12 protein-coding genes are annotated in these 16511 nt (G+C 72.1%); 6 read left to right on the top strand and 6 right to left on the bottom strand.

Annotation, left to right across the window (positions count from 1 at the left end; genetic code table 11):
- The first annotated feature begins 370 nt into the window (after positions 1 to 370).
- Positions 371 to 1933 carry a polysaccharide lyase family 1 protein gene (locus ACGFMP_RS34170; RefSeq protein WP_393677540.1) on the top strand — a complete coding sequence of 521 codons (1563 nt, stop codon included), beginning with the start codon at positions 371 to 373 and terminating at the stop codon, positions 1931 to 1933.
- A 134-nt stretch (positions 1934 to 2067) separates the two neighbouring features.
- Complete coding sequence (locus ACGFMP_RS34165; RefSeq protein ID WP_393677539.1) at positions 2068 to 4266, top strand: SpoIIE family protein phosphatase; 2199 nt, start codon at positions 2068 to 2070, stop codon at positions 4264 to 4266.
- A 169-nt stretch (positions 4267 to 4435) separates the two neighbouring features.
- Here ACGFMP_RS34165 and ACGFMP_RS34160 read toward each other — a convergent pair whose 3' ends face one another.
- On the bottom strand, positions 4436 to 5335 hold the full coding sequence (locus ACGFMP_RS34160) for an alpha/beta fold hydrolase (RefSeq protein ID WP_393677537.1): 900 nt from the start codon (positions 5333 to 5335) through the stop codon (positions 4436 to 4438).
- 216 nt (positions 5336 to 5551) lie between these two features.
- Here ACGFMP_RS34160 and ACGFMP_RS34155 point away from each other — a divergent pair, with 216 nt between their 5' ends.
- Entirely contained in the window at positions 5552 to 6658 is a 1107-nt protein-coding gene (locus tag ACGFMP_RS34155) for a pectinesterase family protein (protein ID WP_393677536.1), read from the top strand.
- On the opposite strand, the gene ACGFMP_RS34150 is transcribed toward ACGFMP_RS34155, so the two are convergent.
- Both ACGFMP_RS34150 and ACGFMP_RS34145 read right to left on the bottom strand, forming a co-directional pair.
- Positions 6579 to 8936: an FdhF/YdeP family oxidoreductase gene (locus ACGFMP_RS34150; protein ID WP_393677534.1), complete on the bottom strand. Its 2358-nt coding sequence runs from the start codon at positions 8934 to 8936 to the stop codon at positions 6579 to 6581. The two genes, ACGFMP_RS34155 and ACGFMP_RS34150, sit on opposite strands and share 80 nt — an antisense overlap.
- 68 nt (positions 8937 to 9004) lie before the next feature.
- On the bottom strand, positions 9005 to 9517 hold the full coding sequence (locus ACGFMP_RS34145) for an SRPBCC family protein (RefSeq protein ID WP_393677533.1): 513 nt from the start codon (positions 9515 to 9517) through the stop codon (positions 9005 to 9007).
- 302 nt (positions 9518 to 9819) lie between these two features.
- Between ACGFMP_RS34145 and ACGFMP_RS34140 the strand changes: the two genes are divergently transcribed.
- Positions 9820 to 10461 (top strand): hypothetical protein, encoded by a 642-nt coding sequence (locus tag ACGFMP_RS34140; protein ID WP_393677531.1) that lies wholly within the window; start codon positions 9820 to 9822, stop codon positions 10459 to 10461.
- 33 nt (positions 10462 to 10494) lie between these two features.
- Here the strand turns inward: ACGFMP_RS34140 and ACGFMP_RS34135 are convergent, their stop codons facing one another.
- Both ACGFMP_RS34135 and ACGFMP_RS34130 read right to left on the bottom strand, forming a co-directional pair.
- Positions 10495 to 11415 (bottom strand): hypothetical protein, encoded by a 921-nt coding sequence (locus ACGFMP_RS34135; protein ID WP_393677530.1) that lies wholly within the window; start codon positions 11413 to 11415, stop codon positions 10495 to 10497.
- A gap of 113 nt (positions 11416 to 11528) precedes the next feature.
- On the bottom strand, positions 11529 to 12353 hold the full coding sequence (locus tag ACGFMP_RS34130; protein WP_393677528.1) for an SDR family oxidoreductase: 825 nt from the start codon (positions 12351 to 12353) through the stop codon (positions 11529 to 11531).
- Positions 12354 to 12578: 225 nt separating this feature from the next.
- Here ACGFMP_RS34130 and ACGFMP_RS34125 point away from each other — a divergent pair, with 225 nt between their 5' ends.
- Together ACGFMP_RS34125 and ACGFMP_RS34120 are read left to right on the top strand one after the other, a co-directional pair.
- Positions 12579 to 12971 (top strand): TraR/DksA family transcriptional regulator, encoded by a 393-nt coding sequence (locus ACGFMP_RS34125; protein WP_393677526.1) that lies wholly within the window; start codon positions 12579 to 12581, stop codon positions 12969 to 12971.
- Between the two features lie 99 nt (positions 12972 to 13070).
- Positions 13071 to 13841: an EI24 domain-containing protein gene (locus ACGFMP_RS34120; RefSeq protein WP_393677524.1), complete on the top strand. Its 771-nt coding sequence runs from the start codon at positions 13071 to 13073 to the stop codon at positions 13839 to 13841.
- Between the two features lie 64 nt (positions 13842 to 13905).
- On the opposite strand, the gene ACGFMP_RS34115 is transcribed toward ACGFMP_RS34120, so the two are convergent.
- Positions 13906 to 16461, bottom strand: coding sequence for a right-handed parallel beta-helix repeat-containing protein (locus tag ACGFMP_RS34115; RefSeq protein WP_393677523.1), 2556 nt, complete (start codon positions 16459 to 16461; stop codon positions 13906 to 13908).
- Positions 16462 to 16511: the final 50 nt, after the last annotated feature.

The following is a 16511-nucleotide window of genomic DNA, read 5'->3' as shown; positions in this document are numbered from 1 at the left end:
GCAGACTATTGCCAAGCTAACGAACCCTACCCTATGCTCGCGGGGCAGAAAGCGCTTTCTTGATCTCCTGGGGTCGTAGCAGCGGTGGTGACCGCGGCACCTACGGCGGCCTTGCGCTGAGCAGTCACCACTCCAGTGCAAGGGCTTCCCCTCGAAGGACGGGTCACCTGCGGTCGGCCGCGACGACCACGAAAGACGGGCCGCGGTGGAACCAGCGACCCGACGCGCACCGAGAAGCAACCGCACCAGGTCGGCCGGCGAACCGCCGGTGGGACCGCACGGCGGCAGGTCGGCGGTCCCGAGGGCACGCAGGACGCGGACGGCACGGAGCGGCAACATCCGGCATCCGAAGACGAAGAGGTAGGCGATCATGAGACGTTCAGTCGCATTACGGCTTTATGCGGCGCTGGCCACCATGGCCCTGGCGGGCGCGACCGGGGTGGTCATGTCCATACCGGACGCGTCCGCGGCGACCGGCGGCGTGACCGGTTACGCGTCCCAGAACGGCGGGACCACCGGCGGCGCGGGCGGGGCGACGGTGAAGGCCACCACGGGCACCGCGATCCACGCGGCCCTGTGCGCACGGGCCAGCAGCAGCACCCCGATCACCATCCAGGTGGAGGGGACCATCACCGTCGGCAACACCGGCAAGGTGTCGGGGAGCAGCTGCAACACCGCCGACGGCGTGATCGAGCTGAAGCAGATCAGCAACGTCACGATCATCGGGGTCGGCAGCGGCGCCGTCTTCGACCAGATCGGCATCCACGTCCGCGAGTCCAGCAACATCATCATCCAGAACGTGACCGTCCAGAACGTCAAGAAGTCCGGCTCGCCCACCTCCAACGGCGGTGACGCCATCGGCATGGAGAGCAGCGTCCACAACGTGTGGGTCGACCACGTCAGCCTGCTGGCGTCGGGCGGCGAGGATCAGGGCTACGACAGCCTCATCGACCTGAAGAACAACACCAAGTACGTGACGCTGTCCTACAGCACACTGCGCAACTCCGGCCGCGGCGGCCTGGTCGGGTCGAGCGACAGCGACCTCGACAGCACCTTCGTCACCTACCACCACAACCTGTACGAGAACATCGACTCGCGTACGCCGCTGCTGCGCGGCGGCACGGCCCACACCTACGACAACTACTTCGTGGGCCTCACCAAGTCGGGCATCAACTCCCGGGCCGGCGCGCACGTCAAGGTGGAGAACAACTACTTCAAGAACTCCCAGGACGTGCTGGGCACCTTCTACACCGACCTGACCGGTTACTGGCAGGTCGCCGGCAACACCTTCGACAACGTGACCTGGACGGCGGCCGGCACCGAGAACCACCCGGCGGGCCCGAACCCGCAGTCCAACACCACCGTCAGCATCCCGTACTCCTACAGCCTCGACCCGGCCGGTTGCGTGCCGGCCGTCGTGACCCAGACGGCCGGGGCGAACAAGGGCCTGCAGGTGTCGAACGGCAACTGCACGCCGCAGACGCAGACACCCACCCCGACACCGACCCAGAGCACCCCCACCTCGCAGCCGACCACCCCCACGCAGTCACCGACCCAGCCCAGCGGGACCAACCTCAGCCTGGGGGCCGGCGCCGACGGGTCGAGCAAGGCCTCGGGGACGAGCTACGGCAACGTGCGGGACGGCGACATGGGCACCTACTGGTCGCCGGCCGGCTCGACCGGGTCCATCTCGATCAAGTGGGACACCGCCACCGCGGTGTCCAGGATCAACATCCGCGAGGCCGCGGGCTCCGCGGGCGCCATCGGCTCCTGGAGGGTCGTCAACGCCGACACCGGCGCCGTACTGGCCTCAGGCAGCGGCGCGGGCAGTCCCCTCACCTTCACCAGGACCTCGCTGCGCAAGATCACCTTCGAGATCACCGGATCGACCGGTTCACCCAAGGTCGCCGAGTACGAGACCTACGCCGGGTAGCGCCGCGCCGGCGCCCCGCCCGCAGGCCGGGTTCCGTCGCAGGTGACGGCACCCGGCCTGCGGGAGGTCGGCCGGGAGATCCGGCACGCACGCGGGCCGGTGACGTGGGGATCAAAAGGCGTAAACTAGCCAGAATGTCTCATTCCCACCGCCATCCCGACCTGGAAGTACTCGATACTTTCCTGTACGACGTGCTACGCGAGACCGGTGCCTACTCCGGTGGCATCTTCCTGCTGCCGGCCGGCGAACAGGTGCTGGGGCTCGCGGTGGAGGCCGGGATGCCCGACGCCTTCGTCAGGCCGTGGCGGCGGCTGTGGCTGGACATGCGGACACCGGTCACCGACGCCGCCCGCGAACGGCGGCTGATCTGGCTCCCGGTCGGCGAGACGACCCGCTACTCCTCGCCGACCGCGGTCGTACTGCCCTACCGCTTCGGCTCCGTGAGCGCCCCGATCGCCGAGGACGACACCGTGTGGGGCTCGATCACCCTGCTCTTCCCCGCCTCCCAGCCGCCCCGGCTGGCCCCCCGGCAGCATGCCGCCATCGAGTCGTGCTGCCGGTCGCTCGGCCGGCTGCTCGCCGACGCCTCGGCGCAGGGGCACCCGCTGCTGCCCGGCCCCGAGCCGCGCACGATGCGCAATTCCCCGGCGGACACCCTCACCGAGGCCGACACGGCCGCCGCGGTGGACTTCGCCCGGCGGCTGCCGGAGGGCGGGATGGCGCTGGACACGGAGGGCCAGATCACCTTCGTCACCCCGACGGCGGCCGGGCTGCTCGGCGTCCCGGTCGAAGGCCTGCGCGGGCGGCGCCTCTGGCAGCTGCTGCCCTGGCTGAGCGACGCGGTCTTCGAGGACCGCTTCCGCGAGGCGCTCTTCAGCCGGGAGCCCACGGCCTTCACCGCTCTGCGGCCGCCCGGCACCACACTGTCCTTCACGATCTTCCCCGGCGACCACCGGCCCGGCGACTCCGGCGTGAGCGTGCGCGTCACCTCCGCGGAGCAGCGGCCGCGCCCCGAACCTCCCCCTCCGGAAGCGGCCGGCGGCCACCGGAGCGACCCGGCCGCGGCCGGCGGCTCCGACCGCCCCGAGCACTCCCCCGACCCCGGCACCGCCCCGGCTTCCGCTCCCGCTCCCGCGGGGTCGATGTACGAGATCATGAACCTCGCGGCGATGCTCACCCAGGCCGTCGAGGTGGCCGACCTGGTGGAGCTGGTCGCCGAGCCGATCACGACCATGTTCGACGCGCAGGGCCTGGCGCTGCTCGCCCTCGAGGACGGCCGGCTCAAGAACATCGGCCACCGCGGCTACGACGTCCAGGCGATCCGGCGGCTGGACGGCGCCCAGATGCGCTGGATGCCCACCCCCGCCTCGCGGGCGCTCGGCCACCGGGAGGCGACCTTCTACAGCACCCCTGAGGAGATGGACGCCGTATACGCGGGCATGTCGACGCTCACGGGCAAGTCCGCCTGGGCCTACCTGCCGCTGATCGCCTCCGACCGGCCGGTCGGCTGCTGCGTGATGGCCTTCGACCGCCCCCGCACCTTCACCTCCGACCAGCGCGCCATCCTTGCGTCACTCGGCGGCCTGCTGGCCCAGGCCCTGGACCGCGCTTTGGTGCACGACGCCAGATACCAGTTCGCCCGGCGGCTGCAGACCGGCTTCCTGCCGAGCACACTGCCCAAGGTGCCTGGTTTGCGGGTGGCCGCGCGCTACCAGGCCGCCGCACACGGCATGGAGATCGGCGGCGACTTCTACGACCTGATCGGGCTCTGCGGCACCGGCGCGGCCGCCGCCATCGGCGACGTGCAGGGCCACAACCCCACCGCCGCCGCGCTGATGGGCCAGGTCCGCACCGCCGTGCACGCGTCGGCGGGCGCGCCACCCGCCGAGGTGCTGGAACGCACCAACCGGCTGCTGAACGACCTCGACGCCGGGCTCTTCACCAGCTGCCTCTACGCACACCTCGACCTGCGGGCCCGCAGCGTCCGGCTGGCAAGCGCCGGCCACCCGCCGCCGCTGCTCCGCCACCCGGACGGAACCGTGTCCGTGGTCCAGGTGCCCCCGGGGCCGCTGCTCGGCATCGTCCGGGCCGCCGAATACCCCACCGTCGAGATTCCGCTGCCGCCCGGAGCGGAGCTGCTGCTGTACACCGACGGCCTCGTCGAGATACCGGGCGAGGACCCCGACGTGTCGACGGCGCGGCTGGCCCGCACCCTGGCCGACACTCCTGCCGGCGAGTCCCTCGATGCCCGCGCCGACCTCCTCCTGAAGAACGCCCCGAGCGCCGCCGCGGGCACCGACGACATCGCGCTCCTGCTCATCGGTGCGGACTGACCGGTACGGACGGATCCGCCGTCCCCGGCCCTGCGGGGGCGCGCGCCACCGCGACTCAGCGCCAGGCCGGCGCGGAGTCGCGCAGAACCAGGACCTGCCTGCCGGATGATCCGGGCAATCGTCCGCCGGCACTTCGGCCCCGGCCGCGGCGTCGCGCCCTGCCGGTCCGTCAGCCGGGCGGCCGGCGGTCGCCTCGGGCGCCGCTCCTGGCCGCCCGTGGGCCCTGGGACCTCTCGGTGTGCTCCAGGATCGCGCGGGCGATCGTCTCCCGGTCGGCCGGGTCGACGCCGTGGCCCGCGCCCTCCAGGACCAGCAGCCTCGCGTCGGGGATCTCCCGTGCGAGTGCCTCGCCGTGGGCGAGGGGGAACATCGGGTCGGCGGTCCCGTGGACCACCAAGGCCGGCGCTGCGATCGACGACAGCGGCCCTGGCGGCTGCCGGCCCTCCGCGAGCGAGTCGTGGTTCCGCGCGGCGGCGGCGTCGTGCGCGCGCTCGACGTCACGGCGGACGAGGTCGCGGGCGGCGGCCTCGTCGAACGGGCGGCGGCCTCCCGCGAGCATCCGGGAGTACGCGACCAGGTGGTCGACCACCGAGTCCTCCCGCGACCAGTCCACCCGCGCGGTGGACACGAACCGGATGAAGTCGTCCGTCGGCGGGGGCAGTTCGCTGCCGCCGGACACAGCGCGTGAGGTGCTGATCAGGACCAGCGAGCGGACCCGCTCGGCATGGCCGAGCGCGAGCAGTTGCGCGAGCGCCCCGCCGGCCGAGACACCCACCACGTGCGCGGCCGGGATCCCGTGGGCGTCGAGTACGCCGGCGGCGTCGGTGACCAGATCCGCCGCGGTGTATCCGGGTGCGCCCGGTTCGCAGGTGAAGGACCGGCCGGTGTCGCGGTGGTCGTAGCGGATCACGAACCGGCCGCCCTGCGCGAGCATCCGGCAGAAGTCCTCGTCCCACCAGAGCATCGAGGCCCCCGTGCCCATGACCAGCAGGACCGGCGGCTGCGACCGGTCGCCGAAGGACTCGGTGCACAGGTCGACGCCGTCCGTGCGGATGATGCGCTCGGCCATCGGCACGCCTCCTCACCGCACCCATTGTGCATCCGTGCCGGGGTGCGGGGCCGTCAGCCCGAGGATTCCCGGGTTAGCAAGCGCTTGTCGAATATTCTTCGAATCCGCGCGGAATTCCCCAAGAGTCTGGCGAGATCGCATAGTAAGTGCTTACCTTCGAGCCGAACACCTTCACCGGCAGGCCGACGCCCCCCACAGCCACGAAGGAGTGGACCAGTGACGCTCACGCGCAGATCCGTTCTCACCGCAGGGACAGCCGCAGCAGCCTTGGGACTGGGGGTCGCCCGCCCACCCGCCGCCCACGCCCGTACGGCACGCCCCGGCCGTGGCGCGCTGTACGTATCGCCCGGCGGGCGGGGCGACTTCACCTCCGTACAGGATGCCGTGGACGCCGTGCCGGGAGCCGACGCGACGATCGTGCTCGCCCCCGGCACCTACCGCGAGAAGGTCCTGATCACCGGGGCCGCGGCAGGCCTGACCCTGCTCGGCGCCACGGGCGACCCGCGCGACGTCGTCATCGTCCACGACCACGCGAACGGCACCCCCCGGCCGGAGGGCGGCACCTACGGCACCTCCGGCTCCGCCACCGTCACCACGCAGGCGGACCGCTTCACCGCCCGCGGCGTCACCTTCGCCAACGACTGGCTGCGCGCCGACCACCCTGGCGTCACCGGCACGCAGGCGGTCGCCATCAAGGTGCAGGGCGACCGCTCGGCCTTCCACCGCTGCCGCTTCCTCGGCCACCAGGACACGCTGTACGCCGACACGGCGGCGGCCACCGTCCTGGCCCGCCAGTACTTCGGCGACTGCTACGCCGAGGGCGACGTCGACTTCGTCTTCGGCCGCGCCACCGCCGTCTTCGAGCGCTGCCGCTTCCACACCCTCGACCGGACGGACCTGGGCGCCGCCCCCTACGGCTTCGTCTTCGCGCCCAGCACCACGGCGGCGGACCCGCACGGCTTCCTCGCGGTGGACTGCGTGATCACCAGCGGCGCCCCGGACGCCGCGTACAAGCTCGCCCGCCCCTGGGTGCCCAGTTCCGACACCACCGCGGTGCCGATGCTGACCGTGCGCAACAGCCTGCTCGGCGCGGGAATCGACGCGGCGGAGCCGTACGCGAACATGTCGGCCGGCTACCCGTGGCAGAGCATGCGCTTCAGCGAATACGCGAACGCCGGGCCGGGGGCGCGGATCACCGACCCGGACAGCCGCCCCCAGCTCACCCGCGCGCAGGCCGCCTCCTTCACCCGGGAAAGCTACCTGTCGGGCCCGGACCGCTGGTCCCCGTGGGCACGGCCCGGCGCGGGTCGAGGCGGACGGTGATCCCCTTCGAGGTCGGGGTGTTGCTGATCTCGGCGACGCTGTCGAGGGGCACCAGGACGTTGATCTCGGGGTAGTAGGCGGCGGCGCAGCCGGCGGCGGTCGGGTAGGCGACCACGCGGAAGTCCTCGGCGCGGCGCTCGACGCCGTCGTGCCAGACGCCCACCAGGTCGACCCGGTCGCCGTCGGTCAGGCCGAGCGCGGCGATGTCGGCCGGGTTGACCATGACGACGCGGCGCGAACCGTGGATGCCCCGGTAGCGATCGTTCTCGGTGTACGGGATGGTGTTCCACTGGTCGTGGGAGCGGAGCGACTGGAGGATGAGGTGCCCTTCGGGCGCCTTCAGCGCGGCGAAGGCGTTGCGGGTGAAGCGGGCCTTGCCGTCCTCGGTGGCGAAGATTCCCTCGTTCACCGGGTTCGGCAGCAGGAAGCCGCCGGGCTTGGCCGCGCGGGCGTTGTAGTGCTCGAAGCCCGGCACCACCCGGGCGATCCGGTCGCGGATGGACCCGTAGTCCGCCTCGAACTCCTCCCAGGGCACGGCCACCTTGTCACCGAGCGTCCTGCGCGCCAGCCTGGTGAGGATCGCCACCTCGCTGAGCAGCAGCTTGGAGGCGGGGTCGAGGTGTCCGCGGGAGGCGTGCACCTCGCTCATCGAGTCCTCGACGGTCACGAACTGCTCGCCGCCCGCCTGCATGTCCCGCTCGCTGCGGCCGAGCGTGGGCAGGATCAGGGCGGTGTCGCCGCAGACCGTGTGCGAGCGGTTCAGCTTGGTGGAGATCTGGACCGTGAGCCGGCAGCGCCGCATGGCCTGCTCGGTGACCCGGCTGTCGGGGGTGGCCCGGACGAAGTTGCCCCCAAGGGCCAGGAAGACCTTGATCCGGCCCTCGCGCATGGCCCTGATGGTGTCCACCGTGTCCAGGCCGTGCTCCTGCGGCGGGGTGAAGGAGAACTCCCGCCCCAGGTCCTCCATGAAGGAGGGCGGCATCTTCTCCCAGATGCCCATGGTCCTGTCGCCCTGCACGTTGCTGTGGCCGCGCACGGGACAGGCGCCGGCGCCCGGCTTGCCGACGATGCCCCGCAGCAGCAGCATGTTGACGATCTCGCGGATGGTGGGCACGCCGTGCTTGTGCTGGGTCAGCCCCATCGCCCAGCAGACCACGACCCGCTCGCTTTGCAGCACCAGGTCGCGTACGTGCTCGATCTCCTCGCGGGTCAGGCCGGTGGCGGCCAGCACCTCGGGCCAGGAGACGGTCGTCCGCAGATGCTCGGCGCAGTCGGCGAACCCGCTGGTGTGCGAGTCGATGAAGGCCTGGTCGAGGACGGTGCCGGGGGCGGCGTCCTCGGCCTCCAGCAACAGCAGGTTCAGCGCCTGGAAGAGCGCGAGGTCGCCGCCGAGCCTGATGTGGAGGAAGTCGTCGGCGATCCGGGTGCCGCGTCCGACCACGCCGCGGGGCTTCTGCGGGTTCTTGAAACGCAGCAGGCCCGCCTCCGGCAGCGGGTTGATCGCGACGATCCGCCCTCCCCTGCGCTTGTTCTCCTCCAGCGCGGAGAGCATCCGCGGGTGGTTGCTGCCCGGGTTCTGGCCAAGGATGAGGATCAGCTCGGCGTTGTAGAGGTCGGTGAGGCTGACGTTGCCCTTGCCGGTGCCCAGGGTCTCCTTCAGGGCGGCGCCGCTCGACTCGTGGCACATGTTGGAGCAGTCGGGAAGGTTGTTGGTGCCGAAGGCCCGCGCGAAGAGCTGGAAGACGAAGGCCTGCTCGTTGGCGGCACGCCCCGAGGTGTAGAAGGCGGCCTCGTCGGGCGAGTCCAGGCCTTGCAGCTCGCCCGCGACCAGCCCGAACGCGTCGTGCCAGCTGATCGGCTCGTAGTAGTCGGACCCCGGGCGCTTCACCATGGGCTCGGTCAGCCGGCCCTGCTGGTTGAGCCACTGGTCGGAGCTGCCTGCCAGGTTGCCGACGGAGTGGCGGCGGAAGAAGTCCGCGGTGATCAGGCGGGTGGTCGCCTCGTCGTTGACGTGCTTGGCGCCGTTCTCGCAGTACTCGTTCTTGTGCCTGCTGCCGGGCTCAGGGTCGGGCCATGCGCAGCCGGGGCAGTCGAAGCCCTTGGTCTGGTTGATCCTGGCCAGGGTCCGCGTGGTGCGCGGGACTGAGGTCTCCGACAGCGCGTAGGTGAGCGCGTGGGCCACCGCGGGCACCCCCGCCGCCCACTCCTTGGGCGGGGTGATCTCCGCCCGGTCGCCGGTCGTTTCCTCGGACTTGTCGACGGTCGGTGGCTTCTTCACCCGTGTGGGCCTCTCTGTGCTCCCCCGTTGGCTGGAAACCCCCGAACCGCCCGCCGGCGATCCCGGTGTCAGCCGCTCGGCCAGTCGGGTACCCGCGGGCGGTCCTGACCGGAGTCCGGCCGCACCCGGCTGCCCGTGATGGCGCCGCGCCACTGCCCGGTCTCGCGGCCATGGCCCTCGATGAACACCTTGAAGTTCTCCAGGTCCGCGTGCACCCGCCGGCGTACGGCGCCCGACGAGTCGCCGGCCCGCTCGAGGAAGCCGCGGGGCGTGAAGTCGATCCTGAGTGTCACCCGCGCGAGGGAGTCGTCCAGCGACTCGAAGGTCACCGTGCCCGAGTGGCGGGGATTGCACAGGCTGCGCCACACCAGGCGCTCATCGGGGCGCTGCTCCAGGATCTCGGCGTCGAATTCCCTGGTCACGCCGCCGCACCGGGTCACCCAGTGGGTGAGCGTCGACTGCGGCCGGTCCACGCGGCGTACACCGTCCATGAACCTGGGAAAGCTCTCGAACTGCGTCCACTGGTTGTACGCCGTACGGACCGGGACGCGGACGTTGATGGAATCCTCGATGGTGCTCATCGCATGCCTGCCTGCCCTGTTCTCTTCCCGTCGCTTCGCGACATGGGGAGCTGCGACCGCACGTGGGCACGGCCTACCGGCCCCCACGTCTCCAGCCTAGGGAATCCCGGGCCATCCGGCGCGGCGGAGCGGCTCCGTCCGCCCACCCGGGCGTCACCACGGCGATAGCGGCGTGTCAGGAGTCCCGGAGTGCGGCGGGTGGGTTTACGTCGGTCCTACGCCGTGACGGTTCGGCCATCTGATGCGGGCCGGATCCCCGAGTCCCGCCACGCTCCGGTTTCCCCTAGCGAAAGCAGCACCGTATGGACTCCGTCAGATTCGCTCTCGTCTTCCCCGAGTCGTCTTTCGTGCCCGTGGTCCTCGGGTTCTTCGGCCTGGGCACCGGCTATCTGATCTACGGCCCGCAGGAGCTCTTCCGCGCCCCCGTACGGGACATCAGCGTGGACCGGGCCACGGGTGTGTGGGGCATCTTCATGCCGGGGCTGTGCCAGCTGCTCGCCGGGATCTACCTCTTCGTCGGCCTGACCTGGTTCCAGGTGTTCAGCGACAAGGCCCTCTTCATGGCCGCGCTCGCCTTCAGCGTCTACGGCATCCACTGGTTCGCGCTGGGCTGGAACCGCTACCAGCAGTCCGACGCGCGGACCAACGGCGGCATGTCGATCGCGTTCATCATCATCTCCGCCCTGGGCATGGTGGTCTTCTACCGGGTCGGGGCGTGGCCGGTGGGCCTGCTGTTCACCGGTCTGGCCTGCGTCTACGTCTTCGAGTTCTTCGCCAGCGTGCCGCTCGGCCGGCGCGCGGCGGGAGCGGCGAAGGGGAAGACGATGGTGTGGGGCGAGAAGGGGCTCGGCCTCTTCCACATCGCCACCGGGATCTGGCTGATGTACCTGACCTTCGCCACGACGCTGAACGTCGCCTCCGGCTTCAAGCTCCCCGGCGGCTGACCAGGCCGCACGCCCGGCCGGGCGTGGCAGCCCTCAGCCGGCCTCGATGCGCGCGACGGCGGCGGCGGCACCTTCGGCTGCCTTCTCCGCCTTCTTCCGCTCGCGTGCCGCAGCCCGCGTCTCGCGGACGGCCTGCCGGTGCCGCCCGGCGGCCGCGTCGAGTGCTTCGCGGGCCTCCCGCAGATCGCGCTCCGCCTCCTGGGCGGACGCGGCGGCCCGCTCCTCCTGTGCGGCCGCGTCCGCCTCGGCCCCGGCCGCGGTCTGCTCGGCCGCCTTGCTCGTGTCCAGGTTCCCGCGGGCCTCCTCCAGCGCCTCGCGGGCGTCCAGCAGGCGCCGCCGCCGCTCCTCGGCCTCGCGGTCCGCGGCCTCGTCGCGCCGGCCGTCGCCCCTGGGCGGAGCACTCGCGGCCTTCTTCTTCCGCCTGCCGGCCGGTGCCGCGGCCGGGAGGCCCAAGGACGGGACCAGCGCCCGGTCGAGGCGTCCCGACAGCCACTGCTGCGCCGCCTCCTGGTCCGCTGCCACCGCACGCAGCGTCTGCTCGACATCGCGGCGCACGGGCTCGGCGAGGGCCTGGCCGTGCCCGGCGGCCACCTCCGCGACCTGCCGGGCCACCGCGGAGATCAGCCGCCACTGCTGCGAGGTCAGCTCGCGCACGGCTTCCTGGTCCACCTCCTCGAAGGCGCGGCGGAGGTCCCTGCCGAGGCGGGCGAACTGCTCGGCCTCCGCGGGATGCGCCCTGACGAACTGGTTGCCCGCCCACGCGGCGAGCGTCGGTTTCCGCAGTGCCTTCAGCTGCCGCACCGCGGCCGCGTCCCCGGCGGTGCGTGCGGCGGCCGCCAGCTCCTGGCGGCGGGCCACGAAGTCCCCCGGCGCGACCCCGTACAGCTCGTCGACGGCGGCCTCTGCGTCGAACCGGTCGGCGGCCTCGGCTGCGCGGCGGGAGCGGGGCGGCATGGCACCAGCCTCCGGCGGTCCGCTCCCCCGCGCACCTCGGCGCCTCTCCGCGGCCGGGTCGCACCCGGGGCGGCGCCCGCCCCCGCGGAGGGGCCGGACCCGCCGGGTGCGGCTCAGGGCGGGCCGAGGACGAAGTCCCTGGCCGCCTCGAAGTCCTGGCGGTGCGCCTCGTCGGTGGCGGCCAGGTAGGTGTACGCGTCGGGGCCGACCGGTACGCGCCGCGGGGCCTGCGCGGACGCGACGATCCGCAGGACGACCTCGGCGAAGCTGTCGGGGTCCCCGATGTCGGCGTTGCCCCGCATGGCTCGGATCCCCTCGCGCACCGGCCCGGTGACGGGGTCGTACGCGGCGAGGCGGGTGCGGGTCTCGGTCAGCGAGCTGTCGTAGCGGGTGGCGAACTGGCCGGGCTCGACGACGGTGACCCTGATCCCGAAGCCGTCGACCTCGGCGGCGAGCGCCTCGCTCAGGCCTTCGAGCGCGTGCTTGGCGGTGACGTACGCCGCCAGGCCCGGCAGTGCCATGCGGCCTACGATCGAGGAGACGTTGACGATGTGGCCCGATCCCTGGGCCCGCATCAGCGGGAGGACCATCCGGGCCAGCCGCCAGGGTCCGATCGCGACGATCTCCAGCTGTTCCCGCAGCTCGTGGTCGGAGACCTCCTCCACCGCGCCGAACAGCCCGCTGCCCGCGTTGTTCACCAGCACGTCCACGCCGCCGAACAGCTCGACGGCCCGCGCCACGGCCGCTTCGCACTGCCGCGGGTCGCACACGTCGAGTGCGGCCGTGCCGATCCTGCCGGGGTGGGAGCGCTGGAGTCCATGCAGGTCGGCGGGTTTGCGTGCGGTCGCGAGAACCGAGTCACCCGCGGCCGCCGCCGCACCCGCCAGCGCGCGGCCAAGTCCCGACGAGCACCCTGTCACCAGCCATCGGCGTCCCATGATCCTCCCTGCGAGCAGGCCCGGGCGACCGTGCCAGAGCGGTATCACAAGGTCCCATGACGGCGGCGCACCGAAAACGGCGCTCGGAAGCACGCAGCGGTCGTGCGCCGTCCGCTCCGGCGCGGGAGCTGCCCGTCGCGCGCCGGGCGCGCGCGGCGGCCGCGGGCTTCCCGGAATCCGCGGAGCACCCGGAATGGTGACGTGAATGTCGGTGTTGTCGCTTTGATGAACGACTCCCACAGCAATGCCGCTGTCCATCCCGTGGAAGACGTCGCCGCCACCCGTGCGCGCCTGACGGGCGCCCGGGAGGGCACGACCGAGCAGATCTCGGCCCTGAGCCGGGAGTACGACGGGATCGTCCAGGCGAATGCCATGGTGGCGATCGACGACGAACACGACCCCGAGGGGTCGAGCACCGCTTTCGAGCGCGCCCACATCGGCGCACTGCTCGAACAGGCCCGCGACCACCTGGTGGCTCTCGACCAGGCACTGGAGCGACTCGAACGCGGCGAGTACGGCCGGTGCGAGGTCTGCGGTGAGCCGATCCCACCGGAGCGGCTTGACGTCCTCCCGGCCGCGACCACCTGCGTCCGGTGCGCCGCGGCGCGCACCCGCTGACCCGGCGGACCGCTCCACCGACTGTCCTTTGCCGTGCGGGGAGTTCGGCATCGACCGCCGCGGGTCCTGCTGACACCGTGCGGACGTAGGATCCGCGCCATGGGTGATCTCCTGAGAGGCCTGGCGCTGCTGGCGCGGGGGCAGCGGTGGGTGCTGCGGCACGGGCGGGACTGGCGTTTCGGGATGCTGCCCGCGCTGATCACCTTCGTCGGCTACGCCGCGGCGCTGGCTGCGCTGGTGGTGTGGTCCGACGATCTGGCCGATTGGGCGACCCCGTTCGCCGACGGTTGGGCCTCGGCATGGCGCGACCTTTTCCGCGAGTTGCTGACCGCCGTGCTGATCGGCGGCGGACTGCTGCTCGCGGTGATCTCCTTCACCGCGGTGACACTGCTGGTGGGTCAGCCGTTCTACGAATCGCTCGCCCAGCGGGTGGATGTCTCGGAGGGCGACGCACCCGACCCGCCGGAGCAGTCGCTGCTGCGGGAGTTGTGGATCGGTGTACGGGACAGCGTGCGGGTGCTGCTGCGGGTAGCGGCCTTCGGGGTGGTCCTCTTCGCGCTGGGCTTCGTGCCGGTTGTCGGGCAGACCGTGGTGCCCGCGGCCGGTTTCTGCGTGTCCGGGTTCTTCCTCACCGCGGAACTGGCGGCAGTGTCCATGCAGCGGCGCGACGTCGATCTGCGCAGGCGACTGCGGCTGATGCGCGGCCGGCTGACGCTGGTCCTCGGGTTCGGGGTACCGCTGGTTCTGGCCTTCCTCGTGCCTTTCGTGGCGGTCGTCCTGATGCCGGGCGCGGTCGCGGGTGCGACGCTGCTCGCCCGTGAACTGCTGCCGTCCGGGCCGCCGGGGCCCGCAGGGCCGGACGGCGACTGACCGTTCCCGCCGCCCGGCCGCGGTGGGGCGCGCGACCGGACGGCGGGAGCGGGTGGGGTCGTTGTCAGAAGCCGGAGTTGCCGGGGCCGCGGGTGATCGGGTAGCCGCCGGGGTTGTTGAGGCCGCCGGAGAGCGCGCCACTGACGCTGGTGTTGCCGACCGACATGCCGCCGGTGACGTTCTCGATGTCGAAGCCGTAGGTGCCGGCGCCGGTGATGGTGTCGTGGTCGAAGGCCAGGTTGCTGATCGTGTGGCCGTAACTGAGCAGCACGGCCTGGTAGGTGCTGTCCTTGATGGTGTTGCCTGTGACGTTCACCGGCTGGGTGATGTCGCCCTTGTCGGCCGCGTAGATCCACAGGGCGCCGATGTCGGTGGCCCAGTTGGAGTGGTGGGAGCCGGTGCGCAGCAGCAGGTTGCCGCGGACGGTGGTGGGTCCGGAGAAGTTCTGGCCGAAGTAGGTGCTCACGGTGATGCCGGAGCCGAAGGCGACGGTGTCGCTGACGGCGTTGTCCTCCACGACGTTGCTGCCGCCCCCGTAGACGCCGATGCCGTTGGCCTGCACCGGGAGGCGCACGGTGTTGTGCGAGACCGTGCAGCCGGTGACGTTGCCGCCCTCGGTGTCCAGGGCGATGGTGTCGTCGCCGGTGTTGCGCACGTCGGACTGCTCCACGCGGGAGCCGGCCGAGCCGCCGTGGACGTGGATGCCGTCGGCGAAGGTGTCGCGTACCCGCAGCCCGGCCGCGTCCAGGCCGGTGCCGGGCACCGCCCACAGGCCGACCTTGCTGTGCTCCATCCACACGTCGAGGATCAGCGAACCGGAGGTGAAGGCGCCCTCGATGGCGGCTGCGCCCTGGTCGTTGTTGCGGAAGGTCTGGTCGCCGGAGATCGTCAGGTCGGCGATCTGGTTGCGGCCGCCGGTCGCGTAGAGGCCGCCGGAGCCGTTCTCCGCGGTGGACCGGAGGGTGGTGTACCACTGCCCGGCGCCGCGCAGCGAGACACCGGACAGGTTGACGCGCCCGGAGATGCCGTATGTGCCCGCGGGGAGCCACAGGCCCTGCCCGGTGCCGGACAGGCCGCCGAGCGCGCTGTTGAGCGCCGCGGTGACATCGCCGCCGCCGGGGGTGATGCCGTAGGTGGCCGCGGAGACATAGCCGGCGGGCATGGCGTAGGCGGGGCCGACCAGTTCGGTGTCCACCGTGTCGACGGTGACGGTGCCGCCTGCGGTGCTGTCCTTCTGCAGCTTGAGGACCGTCCCGGCCGGCCAGGTGACGGAGTTCTTGAAGCGGACCTCGTCGTAGAAGTGGTGCCCCGGGCCGTCGCCGGGGTTGTTGGTGTCGTAGTAGCCGCCGCCGTACAGCCAGGAGAACTTGTTGGTCAGCGTCAGGTCGGTGACCTTGGCGCCGCCGGCGTAGAGGGCGAGCGGGGCGGTGGTAGCCGACCCGTCGGCGGTGTCGGGGACCGAGTAGCGCACGACCACGGAGTCGGCCGGCTTGGCCAGGGTGAGCTGGACGTACTTCCCGGTGCCGGTGAGCTGGACGGCGCTGCGGCCGGTGGCCTCGGCGCTGAGTGAGGGGTAGGCGCGGCCGGCCGGCAGCACGGATCCGTTGGTGGCGGCGTCGGCGGCGCGGTATTCGGTGTAGGGCAGGGTCGCACCCTGGGCGGCGAGGGTGGAGCCGCCGTCGATCGCCACGCCGTCGACGGCGACGGCCCCGGTGTCGCCGGAGTCGTGCTGGAGCCCGATCAGGTTCAGGCCGGAGCGCAGCGCGACGGAGGCGGAGACCGACTGCCAGCCGCTGCCGGCAGGCAGGGTGAGCCGGGAGTTCCTGATCCCGTTGACGTAGAGCGTCAGGGTCTGCGCGGAGCCGGTGGAGTTGGCGTAGCCGACGGCGACCGGGTAGGTGCCGGCCGTCGGCACCGCGGTGTCGATCTGGGTCTGGGCGCCCTGGGCGGTGAAGCCGGTGAGGTAGCCGGCGCCCGCGAACCCGGGGAGGGAGGTGCCGGTCGAGGGGCCGCCGGTGAAGAAGGCCGTCGCGGCGTCGTAGGTCTGGGCGCCGCCGGTGGGCGGGGTGGTCGGCGGGGTCGACGGCGGGGTGGTCGGCGCCGCACTGCCGACGGTGGCGCTGTCGAGGTTGACGTTGCCGTTGTCGGCGCTGTCGAAGCGGTACGCCACCGTGTTGGCACCGGACTTCAGCGGCAGGTTCTCTGTGACGGTGCCCCAGGAGTTCCAGTCGGCGGTCGCGGGCAGCGAGGTGGTCACCGCCTTGCCGCCGTTGACGTACACCGACAGGGTCCTGGTGGTGGTCGTGCCGTTGGCGTAGCGCAGGGTGACGGGGGTGCTGCCGGCGCCCGGCGCCGTCACGGTGAAGGTGGTCGTGGCCGCGCCCCGGTTTCCGTCGGTGTAGCCGCCGACGAAACCGGTGCCGGTGAACCCGGTGTGGTCGGCGGCCACCGCGGCGCCGCCGGTCAGTGCGGCGGACTCCGCCTCGTAGACGGTTCCGGCGGTGGACGCCGAGGCGCGCAGGGTGGTCCAGCAGGCGAGGGCGGCCAGCAGGGCGAGCAGGGTGACGACCGCGGCGGGCGCGGTTCCGGGCATGGAGGTGCCGCGGGGGGATCCGGACATGGGTGGGCTCCGCAACAGGAGGGAGTGGCTCGAGTGCGCCGCACCGTAGC

Origin of the sequence: Streptomyces sp. NPDC049040 (genome assembly GCF_043197715.1) — a bacterium.
Classification (GTDB): Bacteria; Actinomycetota; Actinomycetes; order Streptomycetales; family Streptomycetaceae; genus Actinacidiphila.
The sequence above is the reverse complement of the archived record's forward strand: the minus strand, read 5'-3'. Positions and strand labels throughout refer to the sequence as shown.

Coding starts and splice junctions, on each gene's coding strand:
- ACGFMP_RS34170 (WP_393677540.1), top strand. CDS start 371: ATGAGACGTTCAGTCGCATTACGGCTTTATGCGGCGCTGGCCACCATG.
- ACGFMP_RS34165 (WP_393677539.1), top strand. CDS start 2,068: ATGTCTCATTCCCACCGCCATCCCGACCTGGAAGTACTCGATACTTTC.
- ACGFMP_RS34160 (WP_393677537.1), bottom strand. CDS start 5,335: ATGGCCGAGCGCATCATCCGCACGGACGGCGTCGACCTGTGCACCGAG.
- ACGFMP_RS34145 (WP_393677533.1), bottom strand. CDS start 9,517: ATGAGCACCATCGAGGATTCCATCAACGTCCGCGTCCCGGTCCGTACG.
- ACGFMP_RS34140 (WP_393677531.1), top strand. CDS start 9,820: ATGGACTCCGTCAGATTCGCTCTCGTCTTCCCCGAGTCGTCTTTCGTG.
- ACGFMP_RS34135 (WP_393677530.1), bottom strand. CDS start 11,415: ATGCCGCCCCGCTCCCGCCGCGCAGCCGAGGCCGCCGACCGGTTCGAC.
- ACGFMP_RS34130 (WP_393677528.1), bottom strand. CDS start 12,353: ATGGGACGCCGATGGCTGGTGACAGGGTGCTCGTCGGGACTTGGCCGC.
- ACGFMP_RS34125 (WP_393677526.1), top strand. CDS start 12,579: ATGAACGACTCCCACAGCAATGCCGCTGTCCATCCCGTGGAAGACGTC.
- ACGFMP_RS34120 (WP_393677524.1), top strand. CDS start 13,071: ATGGGTGATCTCCTGAGAGGCCTGGCGCTGCTGGCGCGGGGGCAGCGG.
- ACGFMP_RS34115 (WP_393677523.1), bottom strand. CDS start 16,461: ATGTCCGGATCCCCCCGCGGCACCTCCATGCCCGGAACCGCGCCCGCC.